At 70.3% G+C, this 22,157-nt stretch carries 20 protein-coding genes and 2 pseudogenes; 14 read left to right on the plus strand and 8 right to left on the minus strand.

The annotated features are described in order from the left end of the window. Window positions 1-129: 129 nt before the first annotated feature. Window positions 130-960: an MBL fold metallo-hydrolase gene (locus OG390_RS04865; protein WP_406165230.1), complete on the minus strand. Its 831-nt coding sequence runs from the start codon at window positions 958-960 to the stop codon at window positions 130-132. A 125-nt stretch (window positions 961-1,085) separates the two neighbouring features. Here OG390_RS04865 and OG390_RS04870 point away from each other — a divergent pair, with 125 nt between their 5' ends. The 6 genes and pseudogenes from OG390_RS04870 (at window position 1,086) to OG390_RS04895 (ending at window position 4,149) form a co-directional block, all read left to right on the plus strand. Next, window positions 1,086-1,688 carry a TetR/AcrR family transcriptional regulator gene (locus OG390_RS04870; protein ID WP_406165232.1) on the plus strand — a complete coding sequence of 201 codons (603 nt, stop codon included), beginning with the start codon at window positions 1,086-1,088 and terminating at the stop codon, window positions 1,686-1,688. 194 nt (window positions 1,689-1,882) lie between these two features. Beyond that, a complete protein-coding gene (locus OG390_RS04875; protein ID WP_406165234.1) occupies window positions 1,883-2,323 on the plus strand; it encodes an SPW repeat protein in 441 nt (146 codons plus the stop codon). Between the two features lie 96 nt (window positions 2,324-2,419). After that, window positions 2,420-2,623, plus strand: a pseudogene (locus tag OG390_RS04880) (aminoglycoside phosphotransferase family protein); the annotation flags it as partial. 109 nt (window positions 2,624-2,732) lie between these two features. Next, window positions 2,733-3,011 (plus strand): hypothetical protein, encoded by a 279-nt coding sequence (locus OG390_RS04885; protein ID WP_406178353.1) that lies wholly within the window; start codon window positions 2,733-2,735, stop codon window positions 3,009-3,011. Continuing rightward, window positions 3,011-3,595: a GNAT family N-acetyltransferase gene (locus OG390_RS04890; protein WP_406165236.1), complete on the plus strand. Its 585-nt coding sequence runs from the start codon at window positions 3,011-3,013 to the stop codon at window positions 3,593-3,595. Before OG390_RS04885 ends, OG390_RS04890 begins: the two co-directional genes overlap by 1 nt. Further along, complete coding sequence (locus OG390_RS04895) at window positions 3,592-4,149, plus strand: hypothetical protein (protein ID WP_406165238.1); 558 nt, start codon at window positions 3,592-3,594, stop codon at window positions 4,147-4,149. The genes OG390_RS04890 and OG390_RS04895 overlap by 4 nt, the downstream gene beginning before the upstream one ends. A gap of 26 nt (window positions 4,150-4,175) precedes the next feature. On the opposite strand, the gene OG390_RS04900 is transcribed toward OG390_RS04895, so the two are convergent. Continuing rightward, window positions 4,176-5,630 (minus strand): APC family permease, encoded by a 1,455-nt coding sequence (locus OG390_RS04900; protein WP_406165240.1) that lies wholly within the window; start codon window positions 5,628-5,630, stop codon window positions 4,176-4,178. Between the two features lie 199 nt (window positions 5,631-5,829). Between OG390_RS04900 and OG390_RS04905 the strand changes: the two genes are divergently transcribed. Then, complete coding sequence (locus OG390_RS04905; protein ID WP_406165242.1) at window positions 5,830-7,011, plus strand: ROK family protein; 1,182 nt, start codon at window positions 5,830-5,832, stop codon at window positions 7,009-7,011. A gap of 171 nt (window positions 7,012-7,182) precedes the next feature. Beyond that, window positions 7,183-9,909, plus strand: a complete 2,727-nt coding sequence (locus OG390_RS04910) for a glycosyl hydrolase 2 galactose-binding domain-containing protein (protein ID WP_406165244.1) — start codon at window positions 7,183-7,185, stop codon at window positions 9,907-9,909. A gap of 55 nt (window positions 9,910-9,964) precedes the next feature. Here OG390_RS04910 and OG390_RS04915 read toward each other — a convergent pair whose 3' ends face one another. Further along, window positions 9,965-11,413 (minus strand): hydrolase, encoded by a 1,449-nt coding sequence (locus OG390_RS04915; RefSeq protein WP_406165246.1) that lies wholly within the window; start codon window positions 11,411-11,413, stop codon window positions 9,965-9,967. 232 nt (window positions 11,414-11,645) lie between these two features. On the opposite strand from OG390_RS04915, the gene OG390_RS04920 reads away from it, so the two are divergent. Further along, window positions 11,646-11,909: a GlsB/YeaQ/YmgE family stress response membrane protein gene (locus tag OG390_RS04920; protein WP_406165248.1), complete on the plus strand. Its 264-nt coding sequence runs from the start codon at window positions 11,646-11,648 to the stop codon at window positions 11,907-11,909. Between the two features lie 127 nt (window positions 11,910-12,036). After that, the gene (locus OG390_RS04925) at window positions 12,037-12,918 is read left to right on the plus strand and encodes a GNAT family N-acetyltransferase (RefSeq protein WP_406165250.1); all 882 of its coding nucleotides are present in this window, start codon (window positions 12,037-12,039) and stop codon (window positions 12,916-12,918) included. 252 nt (window positions 12,919-13,170) lie between these two features. On the opposite strand, the gene OG390_RS04930 is transcribed toward OG390_RS04925, so the two are convergent. The 4 genes from OG390_RS04930 to OG390_RS04945 all read right to left on the minus strand — a co-directional run bounded on the left by OG390_RS04930 (window position 13,171) and on the right by OG390_RS04945 (window position 17,770). Next, window positions 13,171-14,082: an NAD-dependent epimerase/dehydratase family protein gene (locus OG390_RS04930; protein WP_406165252.1), complete on the minus strand. Its 912-nt coding sequence runs from the start codon at window positions 14,080-14,082 to the stop codon at window positions 13,171-13,173. An 83-nt stretch (window positions 14,083-14,165) separates the two neighbouring features. Then, window positions 14,166-14,939 carry a GNAT family N-acetyltransferase gene (locus OG390_RS04935; protein WP_406165254.1) on the minus strand — a complete coding sequence of 258 codons (774 nt, stop codon included), beginning with the start codon at window positions 14,937-14,939 and terminating at the stop codon, window positions 14,166-14,168. A 138-nt stretch (window positions 14,940-15,077) separates the two neighbouring features. After that, window positions 15,078-16,286 (minus strand): L-2-hydroxyglutarate oxidase, encoded by a 1,209-nt coding sequence (lhgO, locus tag OG390_RS04940; RefSeq protein ID WP_406165255.1) that lies wholly within the window; start codon window positions 16,284-16,286, stop codon window positions 15,078-15,080. A gap of 35 nt (window positions 16,287-16,321) precedes the next feature. Then, window positions 16,322-17,770 (minus strand): aldehyde dehydrogenase family protein, encoded by a 1,449-nt coding sequence (locus OG390_RS04945; protein WP_406165257.1) that lies wholly within the window; start codon window positions 17,768-17,770, stop codon window positions 16,322-16,324. 488 nt (window positions 17,771-18,258) lie between these two features. On the opposite strand from OG390_RS04945, the gene OG390_RS04950 reads away from it, so the two are divergent. Both OG390_RS04950 and OG390_RS04955 read left to right on the plus strand, forming a co-directional pair. Beyond that, window positions 18,259-19,008: an MBL fold metallo-hydrolase gene (locus OG390_RS04950; protein ID WP_406165259.1), complete on the plus strand. Its 750-nt coding sequence runs from the start codon at window positions 18,259-18,261 to the stop codon at window positions 19,006-19,008. Window positions 19,009-19,033: 25 nt separating this feature from the next. Further along, the gene (locus OG390_RS04955; protein WP_406165261.1) at window positions 19,034-19,594 is read left to right on the plus strand and encodes a hypothetical protein; all 561 of its coding nucleotides are present in this window, start codon (window positions 19,034-19,036) and stop codon (window positions 19,592-19,594) included. A 638-nt stretch (window positions 19,595-20,232) separates the two neighbouring features. On the opposite strand, the gene OG390_RS04960 is transcribed toward OG390_RS04955, so the two are convergent. After that, window positions 20,233-21,090: a GNAT family N-acetyltransferase gene (locus OG390_RS04960; protein WP_406165263.1), complete on the minus strand. Its 858-nt coding sequence runs from the start codon at window positions 21,088-21,090 to the stop codon at window positions 20,233-20,235. 195 nt (window positions 21,091-21,285) lie between these two features. Here OG390_RS04960 and OG390_RS04965 point away from each other — a divergent pair, with 195 nt between their 5' ends. Beyond that, complete coding sequence (locus OG390_RS04965; protein WP_406165265.1) at window positions 21,286-21,822, plus strand: GNAT family N-acetyltransferase; 537 nt, start codon at window positions 21,286-21,288, stop codon at window positions 21,820-21,822. A 99-nt stretch (window positions 21,823-21,921) separates the two neighbouring features. Then, window positions 21,922-22,150 (plus strand): annotated as a pseudogene (locus tag OG390_RS04970) (glycosyl hydrolase); the annotation flags it as partial. Window positions 22,151-22,157: the final 7 nt, after the last annotated feature.

Raw genomic sequence — 22,157 nt, forward strand, 5'->3', positions numbered from 1 at the left:
TGCCCGCCGCCGCGGTGCACCAGTTGCCTCGTCGCGAGAACGGGGTCCTGCGCCCCGCGAATGCGAGCCCGCGCGGTGAGTTTCGGTGCGGCGTGGTCAGGACCCGCTGCTCATTTCAAGGCGGCGCGGTCAGGACCCGGTCGGGCCACCGCCCGCGTACCGCGCCAGTTCCCAGGGGTCGTGCGCGCTGAAGACGTCGATCTCGTCGCCGTGCAGACGTACCAGCTCCCGCAGCCGGGCATGGTTGCCGAGTCGCAGCGGCCGGTCCACCTCGGTGATCTGCTGGAGGATGTCCATCCCGGGGTGACCCTGAGGACGGTCGGGATCGATCTCGCGGTGGAAGTAGTAGGCGTCGCCGCAGTGCAGGAGCCAACGGCCGGAGTCCTCGACGGCTATCGCGCTGTGTCCGCGGGTGTGGCCGCCGAGCGGGACGAGCAGGATCTCCGCTTCCAGGCCCTCCAGCGGGCGGACCGCGTCGAATCCGAACCAGGGCTCGCCCTGCGGCTGCGCGTACGTCACCCAGTGCGGCCGGTGCGCCCAATGGGCCGGGCGGTAGCGGACACGGTCCTCGGGGTGGGCGCCGGGTGCCGCCATCGCCGCGCGGTGTTCGGCCTCGCTCAGATGGACCTTGGCCCAGGGAAAGTCGGCGATGCCTCCCGCGTGATCGAGGTCGAGGTGGCTGAGCACGAGGTGCCGGACGTCCTCGGGCCGGAATCCGAATCCGGCGACCTGGCGCAGTGCGGTCTCCCCAAGGTCAAGGACGGGTTGCGCCCGGCCGAGGAACTCCGCGCCGAGGCTCTCCTCGGGCCGGGCCACATCGGCCGTACCGAGGCCGCTCTCGACCAGGACGAGTCCGTCACGGTCGGTCTCGACGAGCAGGCAGTGACAGACCGCGGGCAGGCTCCCCTCCTCGGTGTCGATCGTCCGCATGGAACCGCAGTTCAGGTGGTGGATCTTCACGATGAGTCCCTTCGCGCACCGATCAATGCCGCCCGGGCATCGGCACGGCACTGTGCTCAGGTCCGCCTTTAGATAACGAACGATCGTACGTTAATAGCGAACGGTCGTGAGGTTAAACTGACGGCATGAGCCCACGCAAGTCCGTTGCCGAAACCGCCGCAACCCGCGACCGGATCATCGAGAGCGCCCTCGCGCTGGCGTCCGCCGAGGGACTCGAAGGGCTCACCATCGGTCGGCTCGCGACCGGCCTGGAGATGAGCAAGGCCGGGGTGATCGGTCACTTCGGCAGCAAGGAAGGGCTGCAACTCGCCGTGCTGGACGCTGCGGTCGAGCGGTTCCGGCTACGGGTGCCGGCCCGCGCCGTGGGCGCCAGGCCCGGAACAGAACGGCTGGCACGCGCCTTCGGCGAGTGGATCGATTACATGGCCGAGGACGAAGGCCACGGGGGCTGCTTCCTCACCTCGGTGGCGAGCGAGTTCGACGGCCGACCAGGCCCGGTCCGCGACGCGGTGCTCGAGGCGCTCGCCGCCTGGTCGGCGTACGTGGCGTCGGAACTGACCACCGCGGTCGACAATCGCGAGCTCCCGGAGCGCACCGATGTGGACCAGCTCGTCTTCGAGCTCAACGGCACCGCCCTGGCGGCCAATCAGTCCATCCAGCTGCACCGTGATCCGCTCGCGCCCACGCGTGCCCGGCGCGCGATCGCCCGCCTCCTCATCGCGCCCTGAGGCGACCCCATACCCCCACGAGGTCACCTCGTCGGCCCCGCAGAGCGGCGGATCGCGTCACTCACGCTCCTGCGAACCCATCAGCTCTACACATAAAGAAGAAATAAGCGCAGAATGTATGTAGGCGGTGCTTACCGCATACCGCATCGGACGCGGTCGGGCCGCCGGTCGAAAGAGATCGAAGGAGACGAGTCATGGCCAACGTCTCGCACCCCAGGGGTGACATCACCACCCACCCCGATGTATCCGAAATGCGGGCTCGGTATGACCGCGTGCTCGGTGGTCACGATGTGGCACTCGTGGACGGGCCGGTGTTCCTGCTGGGCCTGTACTGCGCCGTGTCCCCGTGGATACTCCACTACACGACAAGCCAGCCCGCCCTGGCGACCCACAACCTGATCATGGGCATCGCGATAGGCCTGCTGGCCCTCGGATTCACCGTCACGCCGGAGAGGATGTACGGCCTGAGCTGGGCCATCTGCGCGATGGGCACGTGGATGATCATCTCGCCGTGGATCGTGGGCACCAGCCCCGACACCGGAGTCGTGCTCAACAGCATCATCATCGGCGCACTGGCCGTGGTGCTGGGGGCGTTGTGCGCGATGACGGCGACGGAGGCCACTTCCCGGGCGTAGACCCGACAGCAGGAAGGAAGCGGAAACAAGCGGAAGCAATCCGCGGGCCGGCCCGCCCAAGGCGGGCCGGCCCGTTCGCGCCCGCTCGGAGCCCGCGTGCGGGAATCGGGGCGTCCGTCAGGCATCAGGGGCTGGCGCGCGCCGGTTCTCACCGCCCAGCTCCGCGAGCTGCTGGACGGACCGGTCGCGCGGGAGTTGAAGAGTCAAGAGCTCACATCCGCAAGGGAGTTGATGAATCGCCGGGACCTTCTCGCCGAGTGCGGGCTGCCCGACACGCTCGTGCACGGCGACTTCCATACTGGCAACTGGCGCAGTGACGGCGGGACGCCCGTGGTCGTGGACTTCGCCGACGCTCACAACCCGGTCCTGGACGGCCTGCGCGTGCAGGACTTCCTCCCCGAGTCGCGCCGTGCGCAGGCCCGCCCGTGCCTGGATCGACGCGCGGAGGGCGCGGTTGCCCGCCGCCGACCCGGCGCGCGCCCTCGCGCTCGCCGAGCCGCTCGCCCATCTCACGTACGCGCTCCGCTATCAGGAGTTCCTGGACGGCATCGAGCCCTCGGAACGGCGGTACCACCGGGGAGATCCGGCGGACGAGATCCGCGCGGCGGTGCGGTGCGCAGGTAAGCCGAGCCCGTATCTCGCGGGGGCCTCTTGGCCGGCACCTGTCCGGCGCGGCAGGATCAGCTGATGGACATTCAACCGATATTCGACTTCCCGAGGCCGCTGCACATCGAAGGGCTGGGGATTCAGCTGCGCGAGTGGTGCGCCGACGACGTGGCGGACCTCGTCGCGCTTTACGACGATCCCGAGATCGACCGCTGGACACCGGTCCCGTCGCCGTTCGACGCCGAGACGGCGCGGGTGTACCTCGCGGCCGCCGAGCAGAAGGCCGCCGAGGGGCAGACGGTGCAGCTGGCCATCACCACGGACGGCGAGCGGCCGCAGGGTGAGATCCTGCTGTTCCGCAGCGCGGCGGACGCGCGGGACGTCGAACTCGCGTATGGAGTGGGTCCGGCCTACCGGGGCCGGGGGCTCGCGACCCGCGCGGTGCGGCTCGCGGTGCACTTCGCGAAGCGTCGTGCCGGGCCGCGGCGCGTGGTGCTGTGCATCGAGGACGGGAACGCGGCGAGCGAGGCGGTCGCCAAGGCGGCCGGGTTCGTGCTGACCGACGAAGACCCGGTCCGTCGAGTGGCGAAGGGCCGGGAGGTCGTCCTGCGGACCTGGAGCCATCTCGAGGGCGCCGAAGCAGTGAGTGACTGGCACCGCTGGTGACGCGGCGCTCCGGTACTCACGCGGAGGTACTGCTCATCGGCGGGCGCGCCGGTGTCGGCAAGTCCACGGTGGGCTGGGAGGTTTCTGCGCGGCTGCGGGTCGCGGAGGTCGCTCACGCGGTGATCGAGGGCGACTTCATGGGGCAGGTGCATCCGGCGCCGGAGGGCGACCCGCACCGCGCCGCGGTCACCGAGCGCAACCTCCGGGCGGTCTGGGGCAACTTCGCCGAGCTGGGCCACTGGCGTCTCGTTTACACCAACACCGTGAGCGTGCTCGCCGAGTCGGCGGGTCTGTTCGAGCGGGCGATGGGAGGGGACGTACGGCTGGTACGGGTGCTGCTGACGGCCACGGACGAGACGATCGCCGGTCGGCTCAAGGGGCGCGAAATCGGCTCCGAGTTGGAGCGGGAGCTGAAGAACAGCGCCTACAAGGCACGGCTGTTGGACGCGCGGGCGCCCGCGGACACCGTGCGGGTGGCGACCGACGACCGCGCGGTGATCGACATCGCGCGTGAGGTCGTGGCCGCCACCGGCTGGCTGCCCGCCAAGCCCTGAAGCGGGCCCAAGGCGGGCGGGCGCCCTCACGCCTGCGCGGGTTCCACGTCCGGCGTCGGCGTGGCCAGGTACTCCTCGGTGATCTCCTTCGGTCCGAACGGCCACACCTTCTCCAGGCGCGCCCAGATGACGTAGGCGACACAGCCGAGGGCGACCCAGGCCAGGGACCATTCGATGGGGTGGCGGCCCGGGGAGTTCTTGTCCGCGTATCCGTAGATGGTGAGCCAGCCCGCGAGGGCGAGGAAGCTCGGTACGGGATAGAGCCACATCTTGTACGGGCGGCGCAGTTCCGGTTGCCGCTGACGCAGCACCGACAGGGCGACGATCTGGGCCAGTGCCTGGACGATCACCATGACGGTGGTGAGCAGCTGGATGAGCGTGGCGAGGTCGGTGTGGCGGCCGATGAGGAAGCCGATCGCCGTGATGACACCCATGGTGGCCAGGCCCAGCATCGGGAAGCGGTGTTCGGGGTGCAGCTTGGCGTACGGGCGGAAGAAGACGCGGTCACGGGCGGCGTCGTACGGGACGCGCGAACCGCCGAGCAGACCGGTGAAGACCGAGGCGAACGCGGTGATGAGGATGAGGACCGTGACCGTGTCGGCGGCACCCTTGCCCCAGGTCTTCTCCAGGACCGCGGAGGCCACGGACGTGGAGGCGACGTCGCCGGGGTCGGTCATCCGCTGCCAGTCGATGACGCCGAGCGTGCCGATCTGCAGCAGCAGGTAGATAGCCATGATGCCGAGGATGGAGAAGATGATGGAGCGTGGCAGCGTACGGCCGGGGTCCTTGATCTCGGCGCCCATGTACGCGGTGGTGTTGTAGCCGAGGTAGTCGTAGATGCCGATGGTCAGGCCCGCGGCGAAGCCGATCCAGAAGTGGCTGCTGGTCAGCTCGAAGGCGTGCGCCGGATAGGTGAAGGCCAGGTGCGCGCTGAAGTCGGTGGCGGCGGCGAGGATCACCAGGACGACCGAGGTGATCATGACCGCCCACATCACAGCGGTGATCCGCGCGATGTGCTCGATGCCGCGCCACAGCAGGATCACCACGAGGGCGACCATGCCCAGTCCGATGAGGTCCCCCGTGGTCTTGCCCATGTCGGGGGCCAGGTAGCCCAGGTACTGGACGAAGCCGACCACGCCGGTGGACATGATCAGCGGGATGAACAGCATGGCCGTCCAGACGAACAGGAACGGCATCAGCCGCCCGGTGCGGTACTGGAAGGCTTGGCGCAGATAGACGTAACTGCCGCCGGAGCCGGGCATCGACGCCCCGAGCTCGGCCCAGACGAGCCCGTCCGCAAGGGCCAGCAGGGCCCCGGCGACGAAGCCGATGACCGCCTGCGGGCCGCCGAACGCGGCGACCATCAGCGGGATCGTCACGAACGGCCCGATACCGCACATCTGGCTCATGTTGATGGCGGTGGCCTGGAACAGGCCGACGCGGCGGACGAAACCGCCCTGGGGTGGCGGGCTACCGGACATGGTTCCTCCTGAAGCAAGACGCGGGGAGAGGTACGAAGTGACGGCCGACCTCAATGGCGGCCGACGGAAACAAGAGCGGCGGGTGACCGGCCGGCGCTGGGCTCCCCTTGGCTCGCCCGGCGAGGCTGACTGGGCGATAAAGTTAAGGAGCCTTACTAGATGCGTCAAGAGGGTGTCATGAATGCGTGAGAATGGTGCGATGCCCGCCAGCGACGCCACAGAGCAGCCGGATCAGCCCTGGAACCGGCGGCGGCTGCGCAGCACCAACGAGCGACTGCTCCTCGACCGGCTGCGCACCGTCGGCGCCGCCTCGCGCGCCCAACTCGCCCGCGAGACGGGACTGTCCAAGCCGACGGTCTCCAGCGCGCTCGCCGCCCTGGAGGACGCGGGACTGGTCCACGAGGTCGGCACCCACGCGCCGGAGCGCGGCAGGGTGGCGGTCCTGTACGCCCCCGACCCCGCGGCCGGCTACGCGCTCGGCATCGACATCGGCCGCGGCTGGCTGCGCGTGGCCGTCGCCGATCTGGACGGCGCGGTGGTAGCGCGGGCCGACGTGCGCAACCGGGCCCGCAGCTCGGGCGCCATGGCCGACCTGGTGGTCGCCACGGCCCATCAGGTGGTCGCCAACTCCGGCGTCGAGGCGGACGAGGTGGCCCACGCGGTGGTCGGCACGCCGGGCGTGTACGACGAGAAGCAGCGCCGGGTGCGGTACGCGATGCATCTGCCCGGGTGGGGCCGCGCGGGCCTGTTCGACCGGATGCGCGAGAAGCTGGGCATCCCGCTGGAGGTGCACAACGACGCCAACCTGGCGGCGCTGGGCGAGTACACCTACGGAGTCGGCGCGGGCAGCCGCCTGTTCACGTACATCATGATCGGCACCGGTCTCGGCATGGGTGTCGTCAGCGAGGGGCGGCTGTTCACCGGGGCGCACGGCGGGGCCGGGGAAATCGGATTCCTGCCGTGGCCGGGGCAGCAGAAGCCGGAGACGCTGGAGGACGCGGTGTCCGGAGTGGCCGTCGTCGAGGCGGCACGGCACTTCGGCATGACCGGGCAACTCACCGCGAAGGCCGTCTTCGACGCGGCGCGCGAGGGACACGCCGCCGCGGTCCAGGCGGTTCGGCTGGAGGGCGAGCGGATCGCGCACACGGTGGCGGCGGCCGCCGCGGTGCTCGACCCCGATCTGGTCGTCCTGGGTGGCGGGGTGGGCCACAGCGTCGATCTGCTGCTGCGGCCCGTACGCGAGACCCTGCGCACCCTCACGCCGCTGCGTCCGAAGGTCGTACCCAGCCGACTGGGTGAGGACGCGGTGCTGCTCGGGGCGGTCGCGACGGCACTGGGGACAGCACGTGATGTGGTGTTCGAGCGGCGGTCGGCTTCCTGAGCGCAGCCGCCCTGCCGAGTGAGGCGTGCTCCCTGCGGTGATTGACATGACTTTCCCAGCCGCCTAGCTTGTGTGGGCCAAGTTAGTAAAGTTTCCTAACTTACATTGTCGAAGCTTGCAAACCAGCAGTGTCGAAGCGCGGATGCTCCCCCACCCCCCAAGGAGACCACCGTGTTCCACCGTCCTGCCTCAAGACGGCGCCTCGCCACGCCCGCCGTCGCCCTGGGCCTCCTGTGCACCCTTTCCACGAGCGCGTGGGCCGGCGTCCATGACGCCGCGCCGGCCATCGCGCAGCGGGGCCGCGTCACCGCGGTGGCTTCCGCACCGGGCAGCACCACCGCACTCGCCGGGTACGCGATCCAGTCGACCGCCGAGGCGAGCGACCCGGCGGCCGACGTCTCGAGTCCCGGCTATCCGGCGAGCGGCTGGTATCCGGCGGGCTCGCGCTCCACGGTCCTCGCGGCACTGCTCGCGCAGGGGAAATACGCGGACCCGTTCTACTCCACCAACCAGCAGAAGATCCCGAAGGCCGACTTCGCCGTGCCCTGGTGGTACCGCTCGGACTTCACGGTCACCGACACCTCCGAGCGCAGCTACCTGGACTTCAGCGGGGTCATCTCGGCGGCCGACGTCTACGTCAACGGCAAGCAGGTCGCCAAAGCCGCCGATGTGGCGGGCGCGTACACGCACCACGAACTCGACATCACCTCACTGGTGCGGGCGGGCACCAACACGGTCGCCTTCCGGATCCATCCCAACAAGCCCATCAAGAACCTCACCATGGGCTGGATCGACTGGCTGCAACCGCCGCCCGACGAGAACATGGGCATCGTCCGGGACGTCCTCGTCCGCCGCGGCGGCCCGGTCGCGCTGCGCGACGCGCACGTGGTGACCAAGCTCGACGTCCCCTCGCTCGCCGCCGCGGACCTCACGGTCAAGGCGAAGGCGCGCAACGAGACGGGCACCGCCGTCTCGGCCACGGTCTCCGGCGCCATCGGGTCAGCGTCCTTCAGCAAGACCGTCGCGCTCGCCGCGCACGAGACGAAGACGGTCACCTTCACCCCGGCCGACTCCCCCGGCCTGCACCTGACATCACCGAAGGTGTGGTGGCCCGCGGGCATGGGCGGACAGCCCCTGTACGGCCTCGACCTGACCGCCTCCGTCGCCGGCACCCCATCGGACACCGCGCACGAGGACTTCGGCATCCGCGACGTGAAGGCGCCGCTCAACTCCGACGGCGCCCGCCAGTACAGCATCAACGGCCGACGGCTGCTGATCAAGGGCGGCGGATGGTCGCCGGACGAGTTCCTGCGCTGGGACCGGAGGTACGTCGAGGACCGGCTGAAATACGCGCTCGACCTGGGCCTCAACGCCATCCGCCTGGAAGGGCACATCGAGCCCGACGAGTTCTTCGACCTCGCCGACCGGTACGGCATCCTCACGCTTCCCGGCTGGGAGTGCTGCGACAAGTGGGAGGGGAACGTCAACGGCAGCGAGCGGGGCGACAAGTGGACCGCCGCCGACTATCCCGTCGCCAAGGCCTCGATGGCCGCCGAGGCCGCGCGCCTGCGGGATCACCCGAGCGTCATCTCGTTCCTGATCGGCAGCGACTTCGCGCCGGACGCGACGATCGAGAAGAACTACCTCGACGCGCTGAAAGCCGCCGACTGGCCGACCCCGGTGGTCGCCGCCGCCTCCGACAAATCCTCTCCGCAGTCGGGCAGTTCGGGCATGAAGATGACCGGTCCCTATGATTGGATCCCGCCGAACTACTGGTACGCCAAGCGCGAGGGCGGCGCCACCGGCTTCAACTCCGAGACCAGCGCGGGCCCCGACATCCCCACGCTCGACACCCTGCGCCGGATGATGTCCCCTGCCGATCTCGACACCCTCTGGAAGAACCCGGGCGCCAAGCAGTACCACCGCTCGCCGTCGTCGACCTTCGACACCCTCAAGATCTACGACGCCGCCCTGACCGGCCGCTACGGCGCACCGACCGGCCTCACGGACTACGTGCGCAAGGCACAGCTCGCCCAGTACGAGAACGTGCGCGCGCAGTACGAGGCATACGGGCGCAACGCCACCGACACCTCGAAGCCCTCGACGGGTGTCATCTACTGGATGTTCAACAGCGGATGGACGTCACTGCACTGGCAGTTGATGGACCGTTATCTCGACCAGGGCGGCGCCTACTACGGTGCCAAGAAGGCCAATGAGCCGCTGCACATCCAGTACTCGTACGACAACCGCTCGGTCGTGGTGGTGAACAACCGGCACACGTCCGCGTCCGGCCTGACGGCCCGGGTCACGCTCTTCAACACCGACGGTGCGCAGAAGTACGAGAAGACGGCGAAGGGCGTGACAGTGGGCGGGGACGGAGAGCGCAGCACCGCGCTCACGGTGCCGTCATCGGTCAGCGGGCTGTCGACGACGTATCTCGCACGCCTGATCCTCACCGACTCCAAAGGCCAGGAGGTCAGCCGCAACGTCTACTGGCTGTCCACCAAACCGGACACGCTCGACTGGGCCAAGACCGACTGGTATTACACGCCGACGACGAGCTACGCGGACCTCAAGGGGCTCACCTCGATGGCGCAGGTGCCGGTTTCGGCGACGGCGTCGACCTCTTCCGGCCCGGACGGCACGTCCACGACGACGGTCACCGTACGGAACACCGGGAGCGGGAGGACACCGTCGCTCCTCACCGATGTGCACCTCGTGGACGCGAAGGGCAAGCCGGTGCTGCCGGTGCAGTGGTCCGACAATCAGGTCAGCCTGTGGCCCGGCGAGTCGACGACTCTGACGGCCACGTACCGGACGGCCGACCTGCGCGGATCCGTGCCAGGGGTACGGGTGTCCGGGTGGAACACGCCGGAGAGGACGGTCCCGGCGACATAAGGCGGGACAGGCCGAGGGGCGGGCACGGATCGATCCGGGCCCGCCCCTCCCGTGCTCAGCTCACATTGAGCGCGGTGTCGTCGATGACGAACGACGTCTGGAGCATGGAGCCTTCGGTGCCGGTGAACTTGATGGTGACCGTCTGCCCGGCGTAGGCGGTGCCGAGGCTGAAGGTGCGCTGGGTGTACCCCGACGCCGCGTTCAGGTTCGAGTACGTGGCCAGGGTCGACAGGACCGTGCCGCTGCTGTTGAGGACCTGGGCCTTGAGGGTGTCGTACGCCGTGCTGGTGGTCGTCTCGGCCGTGTCCACGTGGAGGTAGAAGCTGAGGGTGGCGGAGCAGCCGGACGGGATGGTCACCGACTGGGAGAGCGTGTCGGTGTGAGCTGATCCGTATCCGTCCAGCCATGCCTTGTAGGAGCCGGTGCGGGCGGCCTCACCGGTGTCGGTGGTGATCACGCCGCTGCTCGCGGTCCAGGACGAGCTTGCGGACTCGAAGCCGGGGTTGGCGAGCAGCTGCGCGGCCGTGCAGGTGCCGCCACCGCCTCCGCCACCACCGGTGCCGCTCGCGCCGGCGAGCCATTCGGTGGCGTTCAGGGCGAGCGCCGCGTTGGTGGCGCCGGTGTCGTTCCAGCCGTCGTACAGCGTGTTGCCGGACTGGCCGGTGCCGTCGTCGATCGGCGAACTGTCGCCCCAGAAGGCGACCTTGCCGCTGCCGAAGGTGCTGGTCGCGAAGAACGCGCCGGTGTTGCCCGAGTAGCCGGTCCGGTAGAGCAGGCCCTTGACGGCCGAGTTGTCGGCGGGCTTGAGGGTGGCCGTCGTACCGCTGGCGATCAGGCTCTTGGAGACGGTGCCGAACGAGCCGTGCAGGACCGCGTTGCTGCTGTCGCTGATGGCGCTCGGGTAGTCGGAGCCGATGCTCAGCGAGTCGATGGAGAAGCCGAACGGGTCGGTGCTGTCGACGCTGTTGTCGGTCATCAGGTCGTTCAGGATCTCGACCGCGTCCTCACCGTCGTTGTTGCGGTCGGCGCCGGTGTGGTCGGAGATCATGAACAGGCCGCCGCCGTTCTTGACGAACGTCATGATCGCGGTCTTCTCGGCCGTGGTGAAGAGCGTGTTGGGCTCCGGCAGCACCAGCTCGTCGAAGTTCGACAGGTCCGTCGCGGCAGAGCCGCCGTACGTGAGGCTGGAGCCCGAGGGCAGTGTCTTGAGGCTGTAGTTGCCGGTCTTCTGCAGAGCCACGCCCCACGAGGACAGCGCGCCGGTCCAGTCGGTCTCGGCGGACGGGGAGGAGTCCTGGCCGAGCGGGTCGGGCTGGCTGGTGGAGATGATCCAGTCGGCGTTGCCCGCCGTCTCGGCGTGGCCGTTGTCGAACAGGATGCGGTGCGTGGTGGCCGCGTGGGCGGGCGCGGCGCCGGCCGCCTGGACGGCGGCGCCCGTGACGAGCAGTCCGAACACGGCCAGCGCCGTGGTGAGTCTGTGGCGGGATCTTCTGAATCCGAGCATCCGGCGAACCTCCGTGAGGGGTGGGGAGAGGCGGTGCGGGCGCCAAGTCTGCGCGCGTAGAACGGAAGTTGGTCATCCACCGCGCGACAGATTCTTGAACGGTACATGGCGAGACGGCGACTGAACAGGAGGGCGCCGTAGCCGCATCCCGGGCCGCCCGAAGCGGAGCGGACTGCCTTCGCGCACAGGGGGCACATACATAACTGCGGGGGACCGACAAAGAGGGGCGGAGATGGAGATCTCAGGCATCATCAGTGCCATCCTCATCGGCATCATCATCGGCGTACTGGGCAGGCTCGTCGTCCCCGGACGCCAGCGCATCGGCATCATGTGGACGATCCTCGTCGGCATCGTGGCCGCGTTCATCGGCTCGGGGATCGCCGCCGCGTTCGGCGTCGCCGACACCAAGGGCGTCGACTGGATCGAGTGGCTCATCCAGATCGGCCTGGCCGCCCTGGGCGTCGCGGCTCTCGACCGGGCGAAGGTGCGCCGCTGACGGGGAGGCGGACGCGGGCGAGGGGGCAGCTCGGCGTGCCGCGCGCTCAATTCCGTTGCGGGTGGCACGTCGCTACGGCTACGTTCTGCGGGCTTCGCCCCCGCACACCCGACTCCACGGAGAGACCTTGCCGCCGCGCATCACGCCGCTGACCGACCCCGAGCCCACACCGTCGAGCCGCCGACTGGCATGGCTGGCCTCCGGCACCGACGGAGCCCCCGTGGGCTCCGTCTTCCTGCGGTTGTTCACCAAGGAGGGGCAGGAGCATCTCGCCGAGCTGGAGCTCGCCGTACACCCTGCCGAGCGGCGGCAGGGTGTGGGCAGCGCGCTCCTCGATGCGGCTCTCTCCGCGGCGCGTGACGAGGGGCGGCGGTCGCTCGTCACGCAGGCCGAGACCGGCTCCCCCGGCGACCTGTTCCTCGCTGCGCGGGGTTTTCGCCGGGTACTGGCCCTGACGTACACGAGACTCGCGCTCGCCGACGTCGATCCCGCGGGGATCAGCGAGATCGCCGAACGCCCGCATCCCGGCTATGAGTTGACGCACTGGGAAGGAACCGTGCCGCCCGAGCTGGCGCGGACCTTCGCCGACTCGCGGCGGGCCATGGACGACATGCCGATGGAGGGGACCGACTACGGAACCGTCGTATGGGACGTGGACCGGGTGATATCGGCCGCCGAAACCGTCGCGAAGCGCGGGGAGTTGCTCCACACGGTCGCCGTGATGGACCGCTCCGACGGCTCGATCGTCGGCTTCTCCGAACTCGTCGCGCCCGGCGACGGCCGGGGTGACGCCCAGCACTACGGGACCGGCGTGCTGCCCGAACACCGCGGCCACGGCCTGGGCCTCTGGATGAAGGCGGAGTCGATCCGGCTGGCGCGTCGGCGATACCCCGAACTCGGCGGCCTGCTGACGGACACCGCCGACAGCAACGCCCCCATGCGGGGCATCAACGACGCGCTCGGCTATCTGCCCACACACAGCGCGGTGGAGTACCAGCTCGATCTCTGAGCGGGCGCCGGATGCGCGGACAGCTTGGTTCCGGCCTGATCGCGGAGACCTTGGTTCAGGCCCGCCGACGCGGCTCCCCTCGGCTGTCGGCGGGCCTGCCGCCTCGACCGAGCGCCGGCGCGGGAGAGTCGAGCGCGACGGGAGGCAGTCCCCGGGACCGCTGGCGTCCACACCTTCAGCATGCCGTCCTGCCCTCTCGCCCGCGCGGGCCGACCGGCCCCAACCCCCTTCCGAGTGGCCCACGTTCGGGCGTCAGGCACCCGCCTTGAGCGCGGCCAGTCCGTCGTGGCTGGACGGATAGGCGGGGGCCCAGCCCAGTTCCCGCTCCGCCTTCGCCGCGGAGACCCGCATGGTCGTCCCCATCATCACGTGCGCGTACGACATGGGCTTCATCAGCCACAGCGGGACGGTCATCGGTTTCGGCAGGCCGAACCGCTCGGCCACGGCGCGGACATGGGCGGCGAAGCCCAGCGGGGTCCGGTCGACGATGTTGTAGGCCTGGCCGGGGCGGCCGTGCTCGACGGCGGCGGCGACCGCTCGCGCGGCGTCGACGAGGTCGATCCACGGCAGGACCCGACCCCGGTCGTCGGCCACGGGGAGCTGTCTCTTGCGCAGCATCGGCAGGATCGCGTCGGTTCCGCCGGGGCCGTAGAAGAGGCCGAAACGCAGTGCGATTCCCTCCAATCCGCTCGCCTCGAAGGTGAGTTGCTCCTTGATGCACATGGCCGCGATGTGCTGTTCCAGCTGAGGCGTGGCCCCCTGCGGGCCGAAGGTGTCGTCCTCCGTGAGGAGGTGGTCGCCGTGATCGCCGTATCCGTACCCGAAGACCATCGACTCGGCGACGAGGCGCCGCGCGCCGGTGAGCCGTGCGGCCTCGACGAGGTGGGCGGTGCCGTCGATGCGCAGCGCGTTGGTCGCGTGCATGTCGCTGTGGCGCAGGGGCGCCTTGCGCAGGGCGGTGGCTGCGAGGACGACCGTGTCGAAGTGCCGCCCGTCGACGGCGCGCAGCAGTGCGTCGCGGTCCGTCAGATCGGCGTGGACCCCGTTGGCGGGGCCCCGGCCGAGACCGGTGACCTTGTGGCCGGCATCGGTCAGGGCCCGGGTGATGTGCCGGCCGAGAACGCCGCTGGCGCCGGCCAGGAGAATGCTCTGGTTCGTCGTCATGCAGGTGCGACGGATCGACGGGCCCGGAATGTGACATCGGCGCCCGGACGATGTTCCCCCGTCTACATCTGCGGTCGGCGGTACTACCCGTACACGTACGGCGTCGTCGTGGTCAGTGGCTCGAAGCCGAGGCGGGCGAGGACGGGGCGGCTCTGGCTGGAGGCGTCGACCTGGACGTAACGGTAGCCGCGCTCGGCGGCGACGCGGGCACGGTGGGCGACGAGGGCGCGATAAATGCCGCGGCCGCGCCAGGCCTCGACCGTGCCGCCGCCCCACAGTCCGGCGAACCGGGTGCCGGGCAGAAGTTCCATTCGAGCCGCGCTGACCGGCACGTCACCGGCGAGGGCCACCACGGCGACGACCGTGTCCGCGTCGCCGGTGAGCTGGGCGAGCAGCTGGTGGCGCAGGCGCGTTCCGTCCGTACGGAAGGCCTTTTCGTGGACGTCTGCCACCAGGTCGACGCCCGCGCGGTCGGTGACGGGAAGCAGCCTGACGCCCTCGGGCGGCTCGGCGTCGAGTGCCAGGTCGCCCAGTTCGGCGACCATCAGCGTCTCCTCGGGCTCGGCGATGAAACCGGCCGTCCGAAGCCGCTGCCCGAGATCCTCCGGCTTGTCGTGCCCGTAGAGCTTCCATTCGAACTCTCGCCCGAGGTCGGAGAAGTACCGGACCTGGTCGGCGATCGCCGCGTCGGCACCGGTCTCGTCCAGGTCCGACCAGATCACCCCGTTCCAGCCCCGCTCGGCGCCGACCTGGCGCACCACCTTTCCTACGCGCTCGACCCGGGCATCCGGGGCGTCGGGTCGCGCTCCCTCCCGCATGTCTCGATCGAACAGAGCCAGTACCGCAGCGTGATCCATGGGATCACTCCAGCACCCTGAAGTGATTGAGGCAATGGATATCGGGCGTTGACTGACAGAATCCGGCGTACGGGCCGGCGCACGGCCGGTTCCCGTTTCGGGAACCGGCGAACGCGGCACGCTGCACCCAGGGCATTTTCAGATTGCGGAGGCGTCGTCGAGGACGGCGTCGACAATGTGCTCGGCGATCGCCATGGACGCCGTGGCGGCCGGCGAGGGCGCGTTGCGCACGGCGGTGATCCGGCCCACCTGGTGGATGCGGAAGTCGTCCACGAGCGTGCCGTCCGGGTCCAGGGCCTGGGCGCGCACGCCGGCCCCGCCGCGGACCACGTCGCGGACGCCGACCCCCGGGACGTACAGCTCGGCGTCCTTCATGAAAGCCGCCATGGACAGCGATCCGCGGTACTCCTTGATGCCCGTCCTCCAGTGCTGGGCGGCCATCCTCCAGGAGCCGGGGTAGGCGGCGAGTCCGGCGAGGTCCTTCAGGGAGAACCTGCTGAGCCTGTAGCCCTCCCTGGCCAGGGCCAGGACGGCGTTCGGGCCGACCTCGACCGAACCGTCGACCCGCGGGGTGAAGTGCACGCCGAGGAAGGGATAACGCGGGTCCGGGACCGGGTAGATGAGACCGCGCACCAGGTCCGTGCGCTCCGGTTTGAGGAGCATGTACTCGCCACGGAACGGGATGATCTTCGGTTCCCTCTTGTCCTGGGCGAGCTTGGCGACGGCGTCCGAGTGGAGGCCCGCGCAGAGGATCAGCCGGTCGACGCGGACGCGTTCCTGCCCTGAGGCCACCTCGATGCCGCCCGGGACGGTGGTGATGGAGGTGACCGGAAAACCGAGCTTCACCTCGCCGCCAGAGGCCTCGATGTCCCTGGCGAACTCCCGCGCGATCGCCGGGTAGTCGGTGATCGCGGTGCGCGGGGAGTGCAACGCCGCGATGCCCCCGGCGTGCGGCTCCAGCTCCTTGATCTCCTCCTTGGAGATCTTCCTCAGGTCGGGTACGTGATTGTTCCTGGCCCGCGCGTAGAGGTTGTCCATCCGGCCCAGCTCGTCCTCGCGCACCGCCACGACGAGCTTGCCGATCTGCTCGTACGGCAGCCCCCGGTCCTGACAGTACTCGCGCAGGACGGCCACGCCCCGCACGCACAGTTCCGCCTTGAGGCTGCCCGGCGCGTAGTAGATGCCGGCGTGCACCACGCCGGAGTTGTGCCCGGTCTGGTGGACCGCGACCTCCCGCTCCTTCTCCAGCACCACGACCCTGGTGCCCGGGCGGCGCAGGGCGATCTCCCGGCCGGTTGCCAGGCCCACGATGCCGGCGCCCACGATGCCGATCGTCTCGTCAGCCATCGGCATCCTCCTCTCTCTCGACGCTGAGGGCGCGCTCACGCGCCCAGGTGAATGGCGACCGTCTTGACTCGGGTGGAGAATCGCAGGACCTCCTCGCCCTGCTCCTTGTAGGCCGTACCGGAGTCAAGGAACCCGCCGAAGGGCAGATGCACGTCCCAGCCGGTGGTGGTGGTGTTCACCGCTATCTGCCCGCACTCGGCCTCGTCCGCGAAGCGGTGGGCGCGGGCGAGTCCGCGGGTGAACACGGCGGCGGCGAGCCCGAAGTCGGAGTCGTTCACCGCCTCGACGGCCTGCGCGAAGTCGTCGACGGCGCGGACGGCGAGGACCGGTCCGAAGACCTCCTCGCGCCAGATCGCCGTCTCGGGGGTGACGTCGGCGAGGACGGTCGGCTGTACATGGCAGCCGTGCGCCCGCTCGCCCTCGGTGTCCGCCTGGCCGCCGGTGAGGACGGTGGCGCCCTGCTCGATCGCGCGGCCGAGGTCCGCGAGGACGGAGTCGCGCTGCTGGGGACTGGACAACGGGCACAGGGTGGTGGCCGGGTCGGTGCCCGGGCCGAGGGTCAGCGCCTCGACCTCGGTGACGAGGAGCCCGGTGAACTCCTCGTACACCGGCCGCTCGACGACGACCCCGCGGGTTGCGGTGCAGCGCTGCCCGGCCTGACCGAAGGAGGCGGCGACGACGGCCTTCGCGACGGCCGGGAGGTCGGCGTCCCCGAGGACCACGGAGGCGTTCTTGCCGCCGAGTTCGCCCTGGAAGCGGACGTTGCGGTCGGCGAGGCGGCGGCGGATCCGGTTGCCCACCGCGTTGGAGCCGGTGAAGGTGATGCCGACGATCCGCGGGTCGTCGAGGAGCGCCTCCTCGATCTCCGCGGTGCGGCCCGTCACCACGTTCAGGACTCCGGCCGGCAGGCCCGCGTCGTGCAGAGCGCGGGCGAAGTGCAGTCCGCAGAGCGGGGTCTCGGTGGCCGGCTTGAAGACGGCCGCGTTGCCTGCCGCGAGCAGCGGGGCGAGCTTGCGGGCCGGGGTGATCAGCGGATCGTTCCACGGGCTGATCACGAGGATCACGCCGACCGGTTCCCGCTGCGTGTGCGTACGTGTGTGGGGGCGAGCGTCGTGCAGCAGGGTGCCGTAGCCCTGGCGGGCCAGGCCTGCGTAGTAGTCGAGGAAGTCGGCGGCCTTCAGGGCCTCGCCGCGGGCCTCGGCCGTGGTCTTGCCGTTCTCGGCGGTGACGTCGGCAGCGATCTGCTCGACCCGCTCGCGGATCAGCCGCGCCGCGTCGGTGAGGATGCGCGCCCGCTCGAAGGGGCTGGTGCGCTTCCAGCCGGCGAACCCGCGCTCTGCGTGGTCGTAGGCCCGGGTGACGTCCTTGGCGGCGAGCGCGGGGATGCGCGCGACCGGGGTGCGGACATCGGCCGGGTCGTGGACATCGATCCACTCGCCGGTCGCCACCCACTCTCCACCGGAGAGGGTTTCCAGGGTTCGCATGAAGATCACTTCCTTCGTCCGCCGCGGTGCGGGTCCGCGGTCTGTGCAATCGGCGGCCGCAGTGGGCCGGATTCGACAACACATCATGTCGGGGCAGGGCCGCCAGCCCCGCGCAGGCAGGCATTGCTTGCGCCGCGCGCGGGTCGACGGACGGGTGATCCGTGCTGGAATCGGCAGGCCGGACGGCTTGTTCCAGGCCGCCGGGAGCCCATACTCCGCTGAGGAGAGACAGCCATGGCCTACGCAGTCATCCGGCTCTCGCTCGAGCGGATTGTTCGCAGACTCGAGCAAAAGTCAACGAGACTCGCCATATGGGAAGCGGTCTTGTCTGTCCCGCGTCAAGTCCCTTGCCGGAACGGATCGTTCACCTTCGGCCACCAGGGGCGCGGTGTCCGTGAGGGCGGCGGCGGCCCGCCCCTGCGCTCGCGATACCTTCGCCCTGACGCGGCCCCTTCGGCCGTGAACAGCTCTCAAGCGTCGGGATGGTCATGCGCGAGGATGCGATCGTTGAGGCGGCCGCCGGAGTTCATCTGGTCCACGGCAGCAACACCAACTGGGTCGTCCTGACCGACGGCGACGCCGTCACTCTGATCGACACGGGGTATCCCGGGGACCGCCAGGAACTCCTCGCGTCATTGGAGGCACTCGGCCACGCGCCCGAGGCGGTCAGCGCCGTGCTCATCACCCATGCGCACAACGACCACCTCGGCTCCGCCGAGTACCTCAGCGCCACCTACGACATCCCGGTCCATCTGCACGAGGCGGAACTGCCGCACGCGCGCCGCGAGTTCCTCCAGCAGGTCAGTGTGGGGCAGGTGATGCGCCAGGCGTGGCGCCCCGGCGTGCTGCCGTGGGCGGTGCACGCCATCCGGTCGGGCGGGACCGCGGACGTCCACATGACCCGGCCCGAGGCGTTCCCCAAGGAGGGGCCGCTCGACCTGCCCGGCCGTCCGCTTCCGGTGCACACGCCGGGCCACACCGCGGGTCACTGCGTCTACCATCTGCCCGATGCCGGAATCGTGATCTCCGGTGACGCCCTGGTCAGCGGTCACCCGACCTCACGTGTACGGGGTCCGCAGCTGCTGCCGACGATGTTCGACGCGGACCGCGACGGTGCTCGCGCGTCACTCGGGCGCATCGAATCTCTCGCGGCAGATGTCCTGCTCCCGGGTCACGGTCCCCTGTACCGCGGCCCGGTGTGCGAGGCCGCCGCACGCGCGCGGGAGCTGGCCGGCTGACGCGGTCCTGCTGAACCGCCGCCGGATGGGCCCGCAACGCGTCCCGGTTGCGGGCCGGCGCAGCACCGCCCTGCCTGCCGGCGCGCTCCCGCTGTCGGGTCTGCTCGCCCGGTCCACGGCCGCCTTCACCGTCGTCATGACCGAACCGCTGCCCGCGGGGCACTGGCCCCGGACGGCCTCGGATCTCGGCGTCTCCGAGGGGCGCGCCGGGTTCCTGGTGACCGGTTACGCGCCGACCTCCTTCCTCACCGCCGCCCCGCTCACAGCGGCGCTGCGCGGTCTGTCCGGCCGCCAGGTGCCGATGGGAACCCTCGTGGGCTCAGCCTGCTGCAACGCGGTCACCGCCGTGTCGTCCTCGTACCCGCTGACCTTCGTGGCCCGGCTCGTGGCCGGGGTCATGGGCCGCACGCTGTGGGGGAGGCTCGTCGGGTACGCGGCCCGGATGGTTTCCGCCGAGCGGCGCGGTCGCCCCATCGCGCTCGTGCCGGCCGGGATCACCCGCGCGCTGTCCAGGGAGTGTCCGCGCTCACCGCGCCGGCCGAAGTCCTCGGCCAAGGCGCGGCCTTCACCGTACTGTCCGTGCTGACCCTCACGCTCGTGGGCTGGGTGCGGTGTCGGGTGCCGGCCTTCCCCGGCGAGCCGGCGGGCACCCGCGGGCCCCCGCCGCACTCCTCGGCTCCGTCGCCGCGCGGGGCGGCGCGGCCGGCGGAGCGCCCACCCTCATCCGGACCGCGCCGGCCGACGCGTCCGGCCCGGCCCACGGTGACGTGGCCACGTCGCTGCAGACCACCGTCTGCACACGCGGGTATCGCGGCCGGTTCCCTCACCGGCGGGCTCGTCCTGAAGCGTTCGGGTGCCGGAGCACTCCCCCGGACAGCGCTCCCGCTGATCGCGACCGCGGTGACCGCGGTGGCCGTGGGGCACCAACGCGCCTTCCCCGCACGGCGCTCCGCCGCAGGGTCCGGCCCGCCGGCGCGTCGGCATCCCGGATCACACCCGGCCGGCTGATGTGGCGCGCGTCCGCCTGTCGCACCGCGGCGCAGACCCACGACGAACCGCCTAAGCGGCCTCGGGGAAGTGAGGCACGCCCCCACGCCGCCGCCCGGCACGGCACCTCGCCGCACTGCCACATCACCCAAGTACATCCAGTACGAGGGCGACGCCGCAGCACGCCGATGCACCGCACCGGACGACGCGGAAACGCACCCCACTTCCCCGAACCGCCTAGCCGAGCTCCAGCGTCGTGACGCCGTAGACGCGTTCCTGGGCGAACGGCCTGACCGGGCCCGTGTACATACGCGCCGTTTGGAAGGAGGGGGCGAGGCCGAGTTCCTCGACAAGGACGGTGCCCGCGGCGTTCGTCTCGGGGACGTCGATGGCGAGCTCGCTTCCGGCGGCGTCGGCGGACAGCTGGGCGAACAGCGCCCGGGCGTCCGCGGCGGTGTCGGCGAACAGCGGTCCGACGCGCAGGGAGTCGCGGGCCGGGCGGATCACGGCGTAGCCGGTGAGGTGCCCGTCGTCGGCGAGGCGCACGAAGGTGCGGTGGCCCGGCCCGGTCAGCCACCGCTCCAGGAAGCGCGGGCGGTCGGCGGGACAACAGGCGCTGTCGTAGGCCGTGATCGCCGCGAGGTCCGCCTGCTCGGCGGGCCGGACTCCCGACGGCACCTCCCCCACGGGGGCGACTCCACCGAAACGGACGGTGCGGTGGGCGAGTTCGAAGCCGGACTGACGGTAGTTGTCCTGCTGCGCGACCACGCCATCGAGGCCGACGGTGCGGCCGCCGGCGTGCGCGAGGGCCGTCTTCCAGGTGGTGAGGCCATAGCCGCGGCCGCGCAGGTCGGGGCGTACGAGGTAGAACCCCAGGAAGGCATAGTCGGCGCCGTAGTTGACCACCGAGACGGCCGAGACGGGTTCTTTGCCGATGCGGCCGATGAAGAAGCCCCCAGGGTCCTGGGCGAAGAAGCTCGCGCTGTCGGACAGCCCGGGATTCCATCCCTCGTCCGCCGCCCATCCGCCGACCACCTTCCAGTCGTCGAGCGAGGCGTGAGAGACGACGAGGTCTTCGGGTCCCGGAGAGGTCATGTGGACGCTCCATTCCAATACAAGGTCGCGGTGGTGCGGTGGTCGGTCGCACCCGCAGCATCCTTCCCGATCTCCACGCCGTTCGCAGCGGCAATCACCGGGTGTGGGAGGGGATTTGGCCGGCGTTCCCCATATACCTGAGCGGATCCCGCTTCCGGCGTCGCCGACCGCCCGTGCGGCCTAGGGTTGCCCTTCATGAGCATCGAACGCGTGACCTTGCGCCCGGTGGCCGAAGACGACCTGCCCGTCATGGAGCGGTTCCTGCTGGAGCCGCGGACAGCCGAACCCTTCCAGTGGTTCGGCTGGTGGGACATCCGGCGCTGGCGGCGCCAGTGGGCGAAGACCGGCCTGATCACCGAGGACTCGGGCCAGCTGATGGTCGTGCGGGACGACCAGCGGCTGGGTTTCGTCGCCTGGCGGAAGATCGTCTCCAGCCGGACCACGCATTACTGGAACATGGGGATCTGTCTGCTCCCGGAGGCGCGCGGCAAGGGCATGGGGACCGAAGCGCAGCGGCAGCTGGTCCGGTACCTCTTCGCCCACACCCACGTGATGCGCATCGAGGCCGACACCGAGTCGGACAACATTGCCGAGCAACGCGCCCTGGAGAAGGCGGGATTCACCCGCGAGGGCGTGCTGCGCAGTGTCGTGTTCCGCGACGGACGCTGGCGCGACGGCGTGCGGTACAGCATCCTGCGCGATGATATTGACGCGGACGCGTCACGCGGCTAACTTCCGAGAGCGCTCTCACTCTCCCTCTCGATCAGAGGTCGACTGACGATGACAACGTTGTCTTACCTGTCGCGCTGCCTGCGAAGAGCCCTCCCCCTCGCGGACGGCCCGTCCTTCAAGGGCGCCCATGTGCGCGGTCTCGGCAAGCTCACAATTCCGCCCTGCCCGACCATCCGTGCACCACGTATCCGAGGAGGCAGGCCGACGCTGCGTTCGGCAATGGCCGCAACGCCCTCGATCAGTACGGTCTGCGCTGGTCAGGCCCCCTGGACGGATCGACGCGGCCCGGCAGCAGAGCGCTCTGGATCTGCTGAACGCCGCCGGGTGAGGGAGCC

This window comes from Streptomyces sp. NBC_00996, from assembly GCF_045162675.1.
In the GTDB taxonomy this organism is placed as follows: Bacteria; Actinomycetota; Actinomycetes; order Streptomycetales; family Streptomycetaceae; genus Streptomyces.